The sequence below is a fragment of the Nonomuraea purpurea genome (genome assembly GCF_042650645.1).
Lineage (GTDB): Bacteria > Actinomycetota > Actinomycetes > Streptosporangiales > Streptosporangiaceae > Nonomuraea > Nonomuraea purpurea.
This window is the reverse complement of record NZ_JBHSBI010000022.1, coordinates 88,040-104,121: the sequence shown is the minus strand read 5'-3', so window position 1 is coordinate 104,121 and position 16,082 is coordinate 88,040. Positions and strand designations below refer to the sequence as shown.

Genomic DNA, 16,082 nt, shown 5'->3' with positions numbered 1-16,082 from the left:
GGGGTTGTAGGGGTGCAGTCGCCGGCAAACTGGCCGATTCTCGTGATCTCGGTGATCGGGTCGATCATCCTGGTCGAGCTGGTCCGGCGGTTTCTCAACCGGGTCGGGCGCAAATGGGCGCTCGCCAGGCACCTGGTGGAGCACTGCACCAGGCCCGCGTTCCTGGTGGCCGTCGTGGTGGCGCTCAACCTGGTGTTCGGGCCGGGCATGCTCGGCCCGTCCCCGGAGCAGCGCGCGCTGGCCGACACGATCGACCGGGGGCTCGGCCTCGTCACCATCGGCGCGTTCACCTGGGTGATCATCGAGGCCACGTACGCGCTGACCGACGTCGTCCTCGACCGGCTGGTGCTGGTCGAGGGCGAGCGCAACCGCAGAGCGCGGCGGATCATGACCCAGATCGGCCTGGTCCGCCGCATCGCCGCCGCCGTCATCATCGTGGTCGCGCTCGGCGCGATGCTCTTCTCCTTCCCCCAGGTGCGCGCGCTCGGCGCCGGTCTGCTCGCCTCGGCCGGCATCGCCGGCGCCATCGTCGGCATCGCCGCCCAGCCCACCATCGGCAACGCCCTGGCCGGCCTCCAACTCGCCTTCAGCGACGCGCTCCGCCTCGACGACGTCGTCGTGGTCGAGAACGAATGGGGCAGGATCGAGGAACTCACGCTCACGTACGTCGTCCTGCGCCTGTGGGACGAGCGCCGCCTGGTCCTGCCCGTGTCGTACTTCACGACGAACCCGTTCGAGAACTGGACCAGACACGGCAGCCGCGTCCTGGCCGTCGTCCTCCTGCGCGTCGACTGGTCCGTCCCCACGGCGAAACTCCGCGAGGCCCTGTACACCTTCCTGCAGGGCAACCCGCTCTGGGACCAGAAGGACTGGACCCTGCAGGTCACCGACGTCCTCCCCAACGGCCTGGTCGAACTGCGCGCCCTCATGAGCGCCGCCGACTCGGCCTCCGCCTGGGACCTCAAGTGCGACGTCCGCGAATTCCTCGTCGACTTCGTCCGCGACAACTACCCGGAGTCCCTGCCCCGCTTCCGTGTCGAAACCCCGGAATCGCGCGCCGAGGGCACCGTTAAATAAGTGGCGCCCCCGCCGATCACCGCTTTACCTTGGACATTGTCCGGCGACACGCAGAAAGGAGCGGTGAAAAGTGCACGACCTGTTGTCCCTCCCGCTCCTGCCGCCGCCTTGCTGACCGCTTCCACGATCCGAGTGTGGGGCAGCTTGGTCAGCCCGCCTGCCTTGGGAGCAGGAGCACCGCAGGTTCGAATCCTGCCACTCGGACCACGGCCCTGAAAGAAAAGGGCCGCGGGCCACGATCTCGCCGACGGGAATGGCGTCCCCCGGCCGGATCCGGCCCCCGCCCCGGGCGCGGCCCACGCCAGCCCAGCCCGGGGCCCAATCGGCAGCTTTCTGAGCTCGACAATTCAGTACGGCCGTTGGAGGAAGCGGCCCAGCGACGGGTCGTACAGGCGGCCTGACACCAGGACCGTCCCGTCCAAGGTGGTCGGGTGGAACGCGCCGCCCAGCCAGCCGTAGCGCCGCGACTGGGTGGCCAGGCCGAACTCGTCGTACCCGGTCACGGTGGCCAGGCCGCTGCCGAGCTCCAGCTCGGTGCCCACGTGCCCGCCGACCGTGAGCAGCTGGACGCGGACCGACCCGGTCGCGCCCGTGAGCGCGGCCAGCTCGCCGCCGACGCCGGCCACGTTGCGGACGACCGCGCCGTTCTCGGTCACCCAGGAGGAGCGCTCGCCGTCGGAGCCGTAATGGTGGACGGTGACCGCGCCCGCCTCGGTGGTCTGCGACCTGATCCGGCCCGCCGGATCGCGCGTCCACGTCAGGCTCCGCTCGCCGGAGTTCTGCTTGGCCGGCAGGCCGTCGGCGAAGTAGCCGATGCTCCGTCCGCCCGGCAGCGAGGTGGTGCGGCCCGCCGGGTCGTAACCGTAGCCGTCGCCGGTCAGCCTGCCGTCGGAGGTGTAGGCGTAGGTGGTGATGCTTGCGGCCGAGTCGTCGGCCACCGGACAGTCCTCGTCCGAGGCCTGCACGGCCAGCCGGGTCCGGTTGCCCGCGCCGTCGTAACCGTAGCGGCGCAGCGTGCACACCGGGAACGCCATGTCCAGCACCGACGCGAGCTGCCCCGCCTTGTCGTAGCCGAGCTGCCGCTCGCTCATGGTGTCGGTACGCAGGCTGAGCACCTCCTGCCCGTGGACGTTCCGGCCGACCTGGTCGATCATCACCGGGCCTTCCACGCCGTCCCTGGTGTACATCCGAGCGTAGTTCCGCCCGCGCTCGTCGTAGGGCGACAGCAGGTGCAGCCCGCCCGGCAGGTCGCCCTCGATCTGGCGGCCGTCGGCGTCGTAGCGGGCGGTGAAGGTGCCCGCCGCCGAGTCGGTGACCGAGGTGGGCAGGCCGCGCGGCTCGGCCGCGTGGTCGTAGGCGTAGACCCTGGTGGACGGGGCCGAGTCCGTGACCTTGACCGGGCGGTCGAGGTCGTCGTACTCGGTGCGGGTCTGGCCTCCGTCCGCGTCGGTGTGGGAGATGACCCGGCCCAGCCGGTCGTAGGCCGTCACGATCTTCTCCGTGCCGCGCCACCGCTCGGTGGGCCGGCCGGTGGCCGGGCTGTAGCCGAGGCCGATCTCGGCCTCGCCGCCGGCCTGGGTCGCGATGGGGCGGCCGGCCGGGTCGCGCTTGACCGTGGTGACCGTGTTCCCCTCGGTCACGGTGCCGGGCAGGCCGGAGGCGGTGTAGGTGTAGGTCCGCCCGCCGTCCTGGCACACCAGGCCCGCCCACTCGGGCCGCCCGCCGCAGGTGCCGCCCCCGGTCGCCGTGTAGAGAACCAGCCCCGCGGCGTCGGCGGTGACCGCCCGGCCGCCGGGGTCGCGGACCGTCCTGATCTGCCGGCCGGTCGCCCAGTCGTAGGACAGGGCGGTGGTCTTCACGTCCACGTCCGGCTCGGACTCGCGCCCGACGATCACGGCGCCGACCTTGACGGTGGTCGGCAGGTCGCGGGCCGTCGCTCCCGACGGCCTGCCCTCGTCGTGGGTGCTGACGGTGCGCGCCCTGGCGCCGATGGCGTATCCGGCGGGCAGCTCGTCCACGTCGGATTCCAGGTTCACGATGTGGACCGGGCTCAGCTCCTCCAGCTTGCGGCGGCCGGAGGCGTCGTAGACAGATCGGGTGGACAACAGCTCGGCGCGCTCGTCCGGGCCGTAACCGGTGATGGCCAGCTCGACGAGCCGGTAATCGGTCTCAGGCCGCTGCGACAGCTCCCTGTTCGCGGCGGTGAGCACCCGCACCGCGTGGCCGAACCGGTCGTAGTCCGTGGCGGACAGGTGGGCACCGGGGGTCAGCACGTTGACCGCCCGGCCAGACTCGTCCAGGTACGTCACGGTGGGGCGGTTCGTGGAGCCCGGCGGGTGGACCGCCGTGGCCGTCACGGGCGCCACGGCCTGCCCCCAGCCGGACACCTGCCGGGACGTCAGGTCCGCCGGGCCGCCGCCCGCCGTGGTGAGCGGCACGCCGTAGCCGATCGTGGACTTCGCCTCACCGGCGACCTGGTCGGCGGTGCCGGGCTTGAGCGTGGGGCGGCTGACGGACCGCAGCCGGCCGTCGCCCTCGTAGCCGAAGGTCCACGGCAGTTCGCCGGGCGGGGTGAACGTGGTGACCCGGCCGGCGGCGTCGTAGCCGTAGGTCGTCTTCAGCGGCGGACTGATCCGCGGGTCCCACACCTCGGCGAGCCGGCCCGCGCCGTCGTAGCCGTACTGGGTGATCACCGTTGCCTTCAACGAGACGGTGGACAGACGGCCCGCGGCATCGTAGCCGAGCTCCAGCGTGTGCCCGTCGCGGGTGATCGACTTGGGGCGGGCCTGCTCGTAGGCGTGGCCCGCGGGTACGTAGACGTCCCCTTGCTTGGTGAAGGACGTGGCCTCGCCTCGGGAGTCGGTGAGCGTGTAGGCGCCGGTGAGGGTCAGGTCCTCGGCGCCCGGCTCCGGCCGCCAGCCGTCCGCGGTCTTGGTGAACTGCACCGGCGTGCCGTCGGCCCTGGTCAGCTCGACGGACGTCGGCGACGTCTCCTTGAGCAGACTCAGCGCGGGCGACCACGTGACGCCGGCGTCGCGCGAGGAGGCCGTGCGGGTGAGCGTCAGGCCGAACGGGCCGCCCGCCGTGGTCTGGAGCCGGTAGTCGCCGGTGAGCAGGTTCAGCACGCCGGGGCCGACCTGGCTGGTGGCGGCCCGGGTGGCGCGGCGGTCCACGACGACCTCGGCCGTCACGGACTCCACCGTGACCCCGGACGAGCCCGAGACCTGCGCGCGCACCTGCACCGCGGCGTCGCCGAGCTGCGTCCCGGCATCCCAGACCAGGCCGGACACCCCGCCCGGCGCGGCCACGGGCCAGGCGGTCAGCGGCTTGCCGTCCGCGCCCGTCACGTTCGCCACCGGCAGGTCCGCCCAATCGTCGATCTCCGAGCGCCGGTACTGGAACCTGGCCTCGGTGAAGGCCGTGCCCGTCACCGCGAGCGGCACCTTGCCGGTGCTGCGCAGCCCGTCGGCCGGAGCGGTGAGGACGGCCACCGCCGCGCCGGAGCCCACGTTGAAGGTGTAGGCGGTGACCGGTGAGGAGTTGCCGGCCTTGTCGATGGTGTGGACGCTGAGCGTGTGCGTGCCGGTCGTGGCCGGGGTCAGCTTGGCCGTCACGGCCGCGCCCGTCGTGAGCACCTTTGTGGCGGTGCCGCCGTCGAGCTTGTAGGAGATCCAGCCGGTGTCGGTGTTGGCCGGCGTGAGGGTGAACGTGCCAGCCTTGCCGGCCTCGCCATGCCAGCCGCCGTCGTCGGGGTAGTCCGCCGAGGCCACCTTGGGCGCGGGCGGTTTGACGGTGTCCACGGAGAACGTCCGCGACTGGTACGCCTTCGAGGTCAGCGACCCGTCGTTGGCCCACGACCTGATCGTGTACGTCTTGCCGTGGGCCAGTTTCCCGGCCGGCACGTTCGCGCCGGAGAAGCCGTTGCTGGGCACGTAGGCGCCGTAGAGGTTGTCGATCAGCAGCGTCGAGCCGGAGTACACGTCGAACAGGCCGCGCACGTTGCCGCCGTCGGGGTCGCGTACGTGGTTGCGCAGCTGCGGGGTGACCGTGTTGGTCCAGAGTGTGCCGTCGTAGTCGGTGAACGGCGAGACCCAGGTCGAGACCGGGGTGCTCGGGTAGGAGTTGTACGTCACCGACAGGACCGGCACCTTCGACGAGGCGTTGCCCGAGTTGAACCTCTTCCAGGCGTACTTGTCGCCCTCGTTGGCGGCCCGCAGGCCCATGCCGGACTCCTTCCAGCCCTGGTCGGCATAGTGCTGGACCAGCGAGGTGACGCTGGCGGTGACCCAGCCGTCGGCGCAGCCGCTCCCGTAGCCCTTCGTCTGGCTGGAGGAGGCGTACTTGGCGGCCGTGTGCGGGCCCGGGTAGCGCGACGACGTCGTGGCGCGATCGGCCGACCAGACCTCCCAGGAGCGGGCCTCGCACGACCACGAGTGGAAGTTCCAGAGCTTCAGGGTGGCCGAGATGATCTTCCTGCCCGCGATGCCGGGGGTCTTCCACGTGATGAACGACTTGGCGACCTGGCCGCTGCCGTTGTCGCCGATCTTGAGTTCGGTGGCGCCCGACTGGTCGGTGCCGTAGCCCTCCTGCACGAACGTGTCGAAGACCTGGCCCAGGTTGAGCGAGGGGTCCACGGTGACGGGGTAGGCCGTGGCCGGGTCGTTCAGGAAGGCCGGGTCCGGGGTGAGGATGAGGTCGCGGCCGGAGACCTTCATCTCCACGGGAGCACGGCGCAGGTGATCGCCCGAGATGGGGTGCTTGGTGGCGTCCCACATGACCGGTGCGGGGATGGTGACGGCGGCCCTGCCCTCGGCATCCACCAGTTCCACGCCGCCGCCGGCCGACCGGCGCGGTTCCAGGCCCGGCGCCTTCAGCCCCAGCCTGTACCTCAGCGGGGCCGCCGGGCGGGACTTGAGCAGCAGGAACTGCTCGGCACCCGTCCTGGTGGCGGTGACGACCAGGTCGGCGCCCGGCATGACGTCCGGGTACGTGGCCGTCTCGCCGGACAGGCGTGGCGCCGGCAGCGCGCCCTTCCACTGCATGCTCACCTTGGCGGCGCCCTCGCCGATCGTGATCAGATCGGTCGGCCCGGACGCGGCGGACTGCCGGATCCCGGCGGCGCGTCCGCCGGCCAGCCTGAGCGCCCGGCCGTGGCCCCGGGTCACGATCTCACCCGACGGCGCCTGGGTGAGGGCGATGTCCACCGGGGCCCACGCGCCGTCGCGGCGGAACCTGACGGGGCCGGCGAACGAGTCGGCCGTCAGCGTGCCGTCGGGGTTGGCGAAGGTGGTGGTGGTCTCGGTACGGGCGTCCGCGACCTCGACGCGCCGGCCCGTCAGGCGCGCGGACAGCCGGGCGGAGGCCTCGTCGGGGGCGCTCGGCTCGGCCGCGAGAGCGTCGGGGGCGCTCGGGTCGTCCCCCGAAGCGGCGCTGGAGGCGGTTGCCGGAGACGCCGGCTCGGCGGCGGGCCGTTCTGCGGCCGCGGGTGAGGCGAGCGCGGCCAGGGGGACAAGCAAGAGAGCCAGGCCACCGGCGAGGGCCCGTGACGTGAAGGCAGGCATGGGTGCTCCGGGGGGTGCGCGTAGGGCGACGCCCCCGCCGGATCGGGCGGGGGCGTCGGGATGGTGCGGGGTTACTTGCTCTGGCAGCTCTTCTTGCGGACCTCACCCCAGACGAACGGCCCGGGGAACTGGGCGCGGATCGCGAAACACTGGTTCTTGTTCGACGCTTCCCTGATCTTGGCGATGTACGAGGCGATGCCCGCCGCCCCGGCCGCCTTGCAGATCAGCCTGGCCCGCTTCTCCTTGATCTTGTCGCAGGCGTACTTCAGCGCCTCGGCCGCCGCGGCGCTGCCGCTGTACAGCCAGTTGCTGTGGATCTTCTTGGTCAGCTTCTTCGAGAAGATGACCCGGCACATGGCCTTCCACCACTCGCACTGCAGCTTGACCGCGGGGTCGGCGACCACGGGGTAGGCGGCGCCCGCGTGGTTGACCGTCTGGATGAGCGTCATGCCCTCCACCCGGTACGAGGTCGGCACGGCGTTGCCGTTGGCGTCCTTGGCCCAGGGGAGGTCGATCTCGCCGAGGTAGACGTCCTCGTTGTAGATCAGGACGGTGCCGTCGTCGTCCTCGACCTCCAGCATGCTGCCCTCGGGGGCGCTGATCGGGAAGCGGTACTCGGTCGGCGCCGAGGCGTCCTTGATGATGGTCAGCGCGCGGGCGACCTGGCCGGTGCGCTGGTGGGCGTAGGCCACGCTGGGCTGCTGGGCTGTGTAGGTGACCAGGCCGGGCAGCGGCTGGTTGCCGGCCCCCGTGGCGTCGGGCACGCCGATGCCGATGTCGGAGTCGCTGACGGTGGCGACCAGCGTGCGGTCGGGGTCCGTCGCGATGGCGAACGGCCGTTGGACGTTTCCTTCGGGGATCTCGGTGGGCGGAGTGGTCCTGGCCTCCTCGACGATCTCGGGCACCACCTGAGTGAGGGCCGCCAGGGCGGGGTCGTCCTGCGCCATGGCCGGAGTACCGGCCACGGTCGCGCTGCTGAGTGCCAGGGCTGTCGCTAAAGCGACGACGAATGCCCGAGTGGAAATGCGCATGGATGTCCTTCCGCGTGAGTGGGAAAAACTGCACAAACTCCGCCAACGTAAAGATCATCAGCAACCAATTGGATGATCTTGGATGACGGGACCGTAAACGATTGCTGTCGTCCCAGGCGTGGCTCGTTCGGACTACGGCTTGGTCAGATTCCGTCGATCAGCCGTATGGCCAGGTCCGGGCTGAACGTTCCGGCGGGCACGTTCGAGGCGATGCCGCAGTTGCCGTCCGAGTCACCGGGGACCTTGACCCAGAGCAGCATCTCGGCGCCACCACCGACCTGTGCGGTGGTCCCGAGTTTGCGGCCCGACGGGTTGCACCATTCGCCGTTGGAGCCGTTGCCGTTGCGGCTGGTGTCGATGACGAACGTGGCGGTGCCGCCGAGCGCGGAGTTGATCGCGTTGGCGTACGTGGACGACTGGCCGGTGGTGTAGTAGTTGGAGACGTTGACCGAGAAGCCGCGGACGTTGGCCACGCCCACGATCCGCAGCCGGGAGGCCATGGTCGCCGGTGCGGTCCAGCCGGCGTTGCCGGCGTCGAGGTAGGCCCAGGTGTTGGCGGCCTTGTCGCGGAACTGCTCGGTGGCGTAGGTCAGCATGCGGATGCGTTCCTGCCGGGCCGTCTCGCTCATGCAGTCGAAGTCACCCAGCGAGTCGGGCTCGATGACGACGACCGCGGGACGGTTGCCCAGGCCGGAGGCGAACGCGGAGATCCACGTCTTGTACGCGGCTTCGGTACCGGCGCCGCCGCCGGAGTGACCGCCGCACGCGTCGCGGCCGGGGATGTTGTAGGCGACCAGGATCGGCAGCTTGTCGGCGCTGTCGGCCGCGCCCACGAACCTGGAGACGGCGGCGGTGATGTCGCCGCTCCAGCTACCGAACCACCGGGCCATCGGCTTGGAGGCGATCGAGGACTGGATCCGGGCCGCCTTGGAATCGCCGCCGTTCTTTCCCACCCAGACCGCGGGGTTGGAATCGGGGTCGACGTAGAAGCCGCTCGTCATGCTGATCGGCCCGGACGCCGTCTCGGTGAGGGAGACGTTGTCGAGGTAGACGGTGTGAGCGGCGTTCTTGCCGAGCTGGAACGACACCTGCCCGGCCGCCGTGCTCAGGCTGGAGGTGAAGGGGAAGCTGAAGCGCTTGCTCGTCGTGGTGAGCGCGATCGTCTTGGTCAGGGTGTTGGTGTAGGGGCTGTCGGCCAGTTGCACGGTGGTGGCCGCGCTGACCGAGGCGGAGGCGGCGGCGTCGAAAGACAGCGTGTAGGTCTTGCCGCTGGTCAGGGTGATGTCGTTCTGGGCCACCATGGCGTCCCACGGGTTGGCCGTGCCTGCGGCCACGTTGACGCGCAGCCGCCCGGTGTCGACCGCCATGGAGGTGTTGGCAGAGTTCCACCACGGCGTGGTGCCGGTGCTGAAGGTGCCGTTGACCACCAGCTCGGTCGCGGCGGCAGCAGGCGTCGCGACGGTCACCGACAGGGCGGTCACCGTTGCGGCCGTGACGGCTGCCAGCCGGGTTAACACTCGCATGTTCTGCTCTCCTTTCTGGGATCCCCTGTCACAGGGAGTCGGCGAAGGCGGCGATCCAGACAGGGGACGAGTTCCAGTTGATCGCCACCTCGTCGGTGGACCAGGAGCCGAGGTCGTCGATGGAGCACGTGGCCGGCGAGGTTGCGCTGGGCGACCGGATCCTGGAGACCGGAATTGGGGGAGCGTGCGCGGGTCGCGAGGAGGGCGCAGGCTGCGGGCAGCCTGAATGTGGCGGACATACCGGGACCTTTCAGGTCGCTGGACAGATCGTCCCCGGCACACCGCGGCGTCAGTGCCGGATCCTCCGGCAGGGTGCCGCGAGCTGTCAACTGTTTCGCGGAGATTGCCCCTTGTTCTCTTCGCCCTCTTCTCAGCCGAGCGGGAATCCCTTAACATCGCCTGGGAGCGCTCCCAATATTGTCCTGTAGTTCGCACAGGAACACCGGCACAATCCGCGGCGTCAACGCAGGTGGTCGAGTGTATCCGGCGGCTCCGTCCCTACTGGAACCGCTCCCGGAAGCAGGGAGACATGACATGACGACAAGGCTGGCGCGGCCGCTGCTCGCCGCCGCTCTCACCGGCCTGCTCGCAGCATGCGGCGCCGGCACGCAGACGCCGGACGCCGCGACCCAGGGAAAGATCACCCTGGTGGTCAAGACCTTCAGCGAGTTCGGCTACGAGGAGCTCTACAAGCAGTACGAGGCCGCTCATCCCGGAATAACGATCAAGCAGGAAAACATCGCCCAGCTCGGCGACTACCTGCCCAAGCTGCAGCAGTGGATGACCTCGGGCAGCGGAGCCGGGGACGTGGTCGCGCTGGAGGAGGCCATCCTCACCCAGTTCATGGCCAAACCCGAGCAGTTCGTGAACCTTCTCGACCATGGAGCCGGGTCGCTGAAGGCTGACTTCCTGGAATGGAAGTGGAAGCAGGCGCTCACGAACGACGGCTCCAAACTCGTCGGGCTCGGCACCGATGTCGGCGCGCAGGGCATGTGCTACCGGACAGACCTGTTCGCCAAGGCCGGCCTGCCCACCGACCGTGAGAAGGCCGGCGAGCTCTGGCCGACCTGGGACGCCTACCTTGCCACCGGACAGAAATTCGCCCAGGCCAAGACGGGAGCGCACTTCTTCGACTCGGCCGGCGGCATCTATCAGAACATCCTGATGCAGCAGGGCGACCACACCTACTACGACACCTCCGACACCCTGGTGATCGACACCAATCCCGGGGTGAAGGCGGCCTGGGATCAGGCGGTCACGATGGTCCAGGGTGGGCTGTCGGCGAATCTCGCGCAGTGGAGCCCGCAGTGGAACGCCGGGTTCAAGAAGGGCACGTTCGCCACCATCCCCTGCCCGTCCTGGATGCTCGGCGTCATTGAGGAGCAGGCGGGGCCGGAGAACGCCGGCAAGTGGGACGTGGCGCGCGTGCCAGGCGACGGAGCCGTTCGCGGCGGCTCGTTCCTGGCGGTGCCGACGCAGAGCAAGCACCAGAAGGAAGCGGCCGAACTGGTGAAATTCCTCACCAGCGCGAAGGGGCAGATCGCGGCGTTCAAGGCCAAGAGCAACTTCCCCTCATCACCGCAGGCCATCGACGACCCTGCGGTGCGGGGCTTCGTCAACGACTACTTCAACAACGCTCCCGTCGGGAAGATCTTCGGGGTGAGCGCGAAGGCGCTCAAGCCGGTCTACCTGGGGCCGGGCAACAACCCGGTCGGTGACCGCGTCGGCAACGCGCTGATGGCCGTCGAGCAGGGCAAGCTCCAGCCGGACGAGGCGTGGGCCAAGGCCGTTGAGGACGCCAAGCGTGCTGCGAAGTAGCAAAGTGCCATTCGCCGCGCACGCGAGGCCGCGGACGGGGCTGCTTGCCCGCCTCGACCTGGTGGGCTCGCCCTACCTCTTCGTGGCGCCGTTCTTCGTGATCTTCGCGGTCTTCGGGCTCTTCCCGCTGCTGTACACCGCGTGGGTCTCGCTCCACGACTGGGAACTCGCGGGGAACGCGGGATTCGTCGGGCTGGCGAACTACGCGGACCTGTTCGCCGACCCCGACTTCTGGAATGCGGTCGTCAATACACTCGGCATGTTCGTGCTGGCCACGGTGCCGCAGCTGCTCTTGGCGCTGGTCGTGGCGAGCCTGCTCAACCAGCGGCTGCGCGCGCTGATGTTCTTCCGGATGGGGGTGCTCGCGCCGATCGTCACCTCGGTGGCGGCGGTGGGCATCGTCTTCAGCCAGATCTTCGACCGCGACGCCGGCATGGCCAACGGCCTGCTCGCCCTGCTGGGCGTGGACCCGGTGGACTGGCGGGCGGACAAGTGGTCGTCCTGGCTGGCGATCTCGGTCATGGTCGACTGGCGATGGACCGGTTACAACGCGCTGATCTTCCTGGCCGCGATGCAGTCGGTGCCACGCGATGTGTACGAGGCGGCGGCCATCGACGGCGCCTCCAAAGCCCGGCAGTTCTGGGGCATCACGGTGCCGCTGATCCGGCCGGCGATCCTGTTCGCCGTGATCATTTCGACGATCGGCGGCATGCAGCTGTTCACCGAGCCGCTCATCTTCGGCCAGGGCGCCTACGCCATCTCCGGCGGCAGTCTGCGGCAGTTTCAGACCGTGGCCATGTACATGTTTGAAAAGGCATTCAGGGACTTCGACTACGGCTACGGCTCGGCCGTCGCCTGGATGATCTTCCTGCTCATCGTGGCCTTCGCTCTGGTCAACTTCCTGGTCACGAGGAGAGCGAGATAGCCGTGCGAACCTCCGGACCCGTGGTCTACCTGACCCTGCTGGCGGCGATCGCGCTGTCGGTCTTCCCGCTCTACTGGCTGTTCGTCGTGGCCACCAGGGCCAACGACGTCGTCGGCGACTGGCCGCCGCCGCTCACCCCGGGCGGCAACCTGGGCGAGAACATCACGCGGCTCTTCGCGGCGGAGGACGCCAATTTCCTGGTGGGGATGGTCAACTCCGCGATCGCCTCCTGCACCGTGACCGTGTCGGTGGTGTTCTTCTGCTCGCTGGCCGGATTCGCGTTCGCCAAGCTGCGCTTCCGCGGCAGGAACGCGCTGCTGCTCGTCGTCCTGGCCACGATGATGATCCCGGTCCAGATGGGCGTCATCCCGCTCTATATGATCATGGTGGAGCTCGGCTGGCAGAACCGGCTGCAGGCGGTCATCGTGCCGTTCCTGGTCTCGGCGTTCGGTGTCTTCCTGATGCGGCAGTACGCCGAGCGGGCCGTCCCCGACGAGTTGGTCGAGGCGGCGCGGGTCGACGGCTGCTCGACGTTCGGCATTTTCTGGAAGGTCGTGCTGCCGGCCCTGCGGCCGGGCGCCTCCGTGCTGGGGTTGTTCACCTTCATGGGCACCTGGAACGAGTTCCTGTGGCCGCTGGCCGTTCTGGAGGCCGACAACCCGACCGTCCAGTTCTCGCTCAGTCAGTTGTCCAGCACCTACTACACCGACTACACGCTCATGTTCTCCGGCACACTGATCGCCACGCTGCCGCTGCTGGCCGTGTTTCTCGTATTCGGCCGCCAGATCATCGGCGGCATCATGGAAGGAGCCGTCAAGGCGTGAACAGGTTCGATCCTGGCTTTCTCTGGGGGTCCGCCGGCGTACCTAGGGAGACTTCATGAAATTTCGCCATTTGGGGCGCAGCGGGCTCATGGTCAGCGAGATCGCCTACGGCAACTGGCTGACCGAGGACACCGTCGAGCCCTGCGTGCACGCCGCCCTCGACGCCGGGATCACCACGTTCGACACCGCGGACGCCTATGCCGAGACCCGCGCGGAGGAGGCGCTCGGCCAGGCGCTGCGGGGCGTCCGCCGTGATTCGGTGGAGATCCTCACCAAGATCTACTGGCCGACCGGCGCCGGCCCCAACGACCGAGGTCTGTCCCGCAAGCACATCATGCGCTCGATCGACGGCTCCCTGCGCCGCCTGCGCACCGACTACGTGGATCTCTACCAGGCGCACCGCTACGACTACGCCACTCCTCTGGAGGAGACCCTTCGGGCCTTCGACGACCTGGTGCGAAGCGGCAAGGTTCTGTACGTCGGCGTCTCCGACTGGACGGCCGAGCAGATCGCCGACGCCCTGCGGATCGCCGACGACCTGGGCCTGGACCGGATCGTGTCCAACCAGCCGCAGTACAACCTGCTCCGCAGGGTCATCGAACCGCAGATCCTCCCGCTGTGCGCCAAGGAGGGTGTCGGCCAGCTCGTCTACCAGCCGATGGCCCAGGGCGTGCTGGCCGGGCGCTATTCCCCCGGCCAGGCGCCGCCCGCCGAGGCGCGCAGGGAGTTCGTGGACCGCCTGCTCACCGACGACGTCCTGACGCGCGTGGAGCGGCTCCGCCCGATCGCGGCGGACCTCGGGCTGACCATGGCGCAACTGGCGATCGCCTGGGTGCTGCGCGACCCCGGGGTCTCGGCCGCGATCGTCGGCGGTTCGCGACCGGAGCAGGTGCACGACAGCGCGGCGGCGTCCGGAGTGCTCCTCGGAGACCACGTGCTCGGCGCGATCGACGAGATCCTGGACGAGGTGGTGGAGCGGGTGGCCGAGGGGTCGTTCAGCCCACTGACCAGGCCCTGATCGCGACTGGAAGCGCTCACAATTGCGGGGCCTGGTACGCTCCACATGACCAGCGGGTGAACACTTGGGAGCGCTCCTAAAAATGACAGATCGGCAGCCGACGCTGGACGAGGTGGCCCGGCGGGCGGGAGTGTCCAGGGGCACGGTGTCCCGGGTGATCAACAACGCCCCGCATGTCAGCCGGGCCGCGCGGCAGGCCGTGGAGCGAGCCGTCAAGGACCTGGGCTACGTGCCCAACGTCGCCGCCCGCTCCCTGGCCACCCAGCGCAGTGGCGCGGTCGTGCTGGCGGTCTCCAGCGACGACCAGGCCCTGTTCACCAACCCCTTCTTCGCGGAAGTCATCGTCGGGGTGAACGCCGTCCTGGAGGAAACCGACCTCGAACTGCTGCTGATCCTGGCCGCCTCCGAGCGCGGCCGGAACCGGCTGGCCCGTGTCCTGCAGTCCCGCAGGGCCGACGGTGTCATGCTGCTGGCCCTGCGGGAAAACGATCCCTTGGCGAAGGTGGCCGCCGAGGGTGGCGTCCCCGTGGTGTACGGCGGACGCTCCCTCGGTGGGTCTCACGACTGGTACGTGGACGCCGACAACCGCGACGGCGCTCGCCAGGCGACCGAATACCTGATCTCCACGGGCCGCACCCGGATCGCGACCATCACCGGGCCGCTCGACATGCACGTCGGCGTATCCCGCCACCTGGGCTTCCGCGAGGCGCTGGCGCTGGCCGGACTCGGAGACGAGCGGGTCGCGCACGGCGACTTCACCGAGGCGAGCGGAGCCGCCGCGATGACTCGCCTCCTGGCGCGGCATCCGGATCTCGACGCTGTGCTGGTCGCCTCCGATGAGATGGCCGTGGGCGCGCTCGGCGTGCTGAAAGAGCACGGCCGGGCCGTGCCCGATGAGATCGCGGTTGTGGGATTTGACGATGTGGTGACCGCCCGGCACACCCATCCCGCCCTGACCACGGTGCGCCAGCCCATCAAGGCCCTCGGCCGCGAGATGACCCGCATGTTGCTCGCCCTGATCCGCGGCGAGCAGCCCACCCCACTGATCCTCCCCACCGAACTGGTCATCCGCGAATCCGCCTGAACTCCTATCGCGACCCGGCATGCGGCTGCCCGACCATCGGTACCCGACTGCAGGCCCATGCCGAACGGACATCGGCCTTCGAAGTCGGCAGATCGGAATCGCTCATCCAACTGGAAGACCTGCTGAATCGGTACGGCACGCGAGAGGCCGTACTCGACTACCTCAACTGCGGTTCGCCCGAGCTCGCCCGCGCGGGACGGCAGTGGGCGCACGTCCGGCGGCGGAGGTCACGGAGCATGGGACTCGGGCTGATAACCCGCCCCGGGCAGCGCCTCACACTCCCACTGAAGGGCCGTGCAGGTTCACCGGCCTCGCTTGACCGTGAGGTCGGCCACGACAGGGAGGTGGTCGGAAGCCAGAGTGGACGGGACCTGCGTGGCGCGGACGCGTACCGAGCGGGAGACCGCCACGTAGTCGATGCGCCTGTCGGGTGTCTTGGCCGGGTAGGTCATGTCCGGCTTTCCCGCCATGGTGTCGGTCAGCTCGGTCCACAGAGGAGCGAGCTCCGGCGCGTCGGGGCGAGCGTTGAAGTCGCCGAGCAGGACTTGCGGGTCCTGGCCCCCACGCTCGGCCATGATCTTCAGCGTGTCGGCCACCTGCAGCCGGCGCACCGTCGGATCCCCGCGGTAGTCCAGATGGGTGCCGTACACGTGCACGTGGGCGCCCTTGGCGTTGACGACGACCTCGGGGAAACCCGGCGCGGGCTCGGGCACCGGATTGGGCGTCTGGGTCGACAGCCGGGTGATCGAGTGGTTCTGCGTGTACAGGATCGGATATTTGGACAGAATCGCGTTTCCGTACTGCTTGCGCGGCTTGCCGTCCGCCGGCGGGTCGGAATCGTAGATGGGGCCGAAGAAGACCCGCATGCCCAGGGCGGTGGCCAGCTCTGAGGCCAGGTCGCGCCACTCGCTGCGGGCATCCCAGTGGACGTCCACCTCCTGCAGGGCGATGACGTCGGCGTTCAGCGAGCGGATCGCTTCCACCTGACGCGCGACGTCGAAACGGCCGTCCTCGCCGGCGCCCGCGTGAATGTTGTACGTGGCCACCCGAAGCTGAACATCCCGGCCGTTCGTCTCCGCCAGCGCGGGCTGCGTGCCCAGCATCGCTCCAACGGACACGGCCACCAGCGCGGCGGTGAGGGAAGATCGTCTCATCGGTTTCCGTCCCCATTCATGAGCTTCGAATACACAAGCGGTCAGTCTCGATAATCCGGACGGCCGA

At 69.5% G+C, this 16,082-nt stretch carries 10 protein-coding genes and 1 tRNA gene; 7 read left to right on the top strand and 4 right to left on the bottom strand.

From position 1 onward, the window contains the following. The first annotated feature begins 12 nt into the window (after positions 1–12). A complete protein-coding gene (locus ACFOY2_RS35510; protein WP_379532490.1) occupies positions 13–1,077 on the top strand; it encodes a mechanosensitive ion channel family protein in 1,065 nt (354 codons plus the stop codon). 128 nt (positions 1,078–1,205) lie between these two features. Then, positions 1,206–1,284 (top strand) — tRNA-Pro (locus ACFOY2_RS35505). A gap of 140 nt (positions 1,285–1,424) precedes the next feature. Here the strand turns inward: ACFOY2_RS35505 and ACFOY2_RS35500 are convergent. The 3 genes from ACFOY2_RS35500 to ACFOY2_RS35490 all read right to left on the bottom strand — a co-directional run bounded on the left by ACFOY2_RS35500 (position 1,425) and on the right by ACFOY2_RS35490 (position 9,192). Beyond that, positions 1,425–6,593 (bottom strand): DNRLRE domain-containing protein, encoded by a 5,169-nt coding sequence (locus ACFOY2_RS35500; protein WP_379532489.1) that lies wholly within the window; start codon positions 6,591–6,593, stop codon positions 1,425–1,427. 116 nt (positions 6,594–6,709) lie between these two features. Then, on the bottom strand, positions 6,710–7,669 hold the full coding sequence (locus ACFOY2_RS35495) for a hypothetical protein (RefSeq protein WP_379532488.1): 960 nt from the start codon (positions 7,667–7,669) through the stop codon (positions 6,710–6,712). Positions 7,670–7,812: 143 nt separating this feature from the next. Beyond that, complete coding sequence (locus ACFOY2_RS35490; protein ID WP_379532487.1) at positions 7,813–9,192, bottom strand: glycoside hydrolase family 6 protein; 1,380 nt, start codon at positions 9,190–9,192, stop codon at positions 7,813–7,815. 534 nt (positions 9,193–9,726) lie between these two features. Here ACFOY2_RS35490 and ACFOY2_RS35485 point away from each other — a divergent pair. The 5 genes from ACFOY2_RS35485 (at position 9,727) to ACFOY2_RS35465 (ending at position 14,861) form a co-directional block, all read left to right on the top strand. Then, the gene (locus ACFOY2_RS35485; protein ID WP_379532486.1) at positions 9,727–11,010 is read left to right on the top strand and encodes an ABC transporter substrate-binding protein; all 1,284 of its coding nucleotides are present in this window, start codon (positions 9,727–9,729) and stop codon (positions 11,008–11,010) included. Further along, complete coding sequence (locus ACFOY2_RS35480; protein ID WP_379532563.1) at positions 11,000–11,935, top strand: carbohydrate ABC transporter permease; 936 nt, start codon at positions 11,000–11,002, stop codon at positions 11,933–11,935. Before ACFOY2_RS35485 ends, ACFOY2_RS35480 begins: the two co-directional genes overlap by 11 nt. A gap of 2 nt (positions 11,936–11,937) precedes the next feature. Continuing rightward, positions 11,938–12,759 (top strand): carbohydrate ABC transporter permease, encoded by an 822-nt coding sequence (locus ACFOY2_RS35475; RefSeq protein WP_379532485.1) that lies wholly within the window; start codon positions 11,938–11,940, stop codon positions 12,757–12,759. A 55-nt stretch (positions 12,760–12,814) separates the two neighbouring features. Further along, on the top strand, positions 12,815–13,777 hold the full coding sequence (locus tag ACFOY2_RS35470; protein WP_379532484.1) for an aldo/keto reductase family protein: 963 nt from the start codon (positions 12,815–12,817) through the stop codon (positions 13,775–13,777). 82 nt (positions 13,778–13,859) lie between these two features. After that, positions 13,860–14,861: a LacI family DNA-binding transcriptional regulator gene (locus tag ACFOY2_RS35465; protein WP_379532483.1), complete on the top strand. Its 1,002-nt coding sequence runs from the start codon at positions 13,860–13,862 to the stop codon at positions 14,859–14,861. A gap of 302 nt (positions 14,862–15,163) precedes the next feature. On the opposite strand, the gene ACFOY2_RS35460 is transcribed toward ACFOY2_RS35465, so the two are convergent. Then, positions 15,164–16,015, bottom strand: coding sequence for an endonuclease/exonuclease/phosphatase family protein (locus tag ACFOY2_RS35460; RefSeq protein ID WP_379532482.1), 852 nt, complete (start codon positions 16,013–16,015; stop codon positions 15,164–15,166). Positions 16,016–16,082: the final 67 nt, after the last annotated feature.

Coding starts and splice junctions, on each gene's coding strand:
- ACFOY2_RS35485 (WP_379532486.1), top strand. CDS start 9,727: ATGACGACAAGGCTGGCGCGGCCGCTGCTCGCCGCCGCTCTCACCGGC.
- ACFOY2_RS35495 (WP_379532488.1), bottom strand. CDS start 7,669: ATGCGCATTTCCACTCGGGCATTCGTCGTCGCTTTAGCGACAGCCCTG.
- ACFOY2_RS35470 (WP_379532484.1), top strand. CDS start 12,815: ATGAAATTTCGCCATTTGGGGCGCAGCGGGCTCATGGTCAGCGAGATC.
- ACFOY2_RS35465 (WP_379532483.1), top strand. CDS start 13,860: ATGACAGATCGGCAGCCGACGCTGGACGAGGTGGCCCGGCGGGCGGGA.
- ACFOY2_RS35490 (WP_379532487.1), bottom strand. CDS start 9,192: ATGCGAGTGTTAACCCGGCTGGCAGCCGTCACGGCCGCAACGGTGACC.
- ACFOY2_RS35460 (WP_379532482.1), bottom strand. CDS start 16,015: ATGAGACGATCTTCCCTCACCGCCGCGCTGGTGGCCGTGTCCGTTGGA.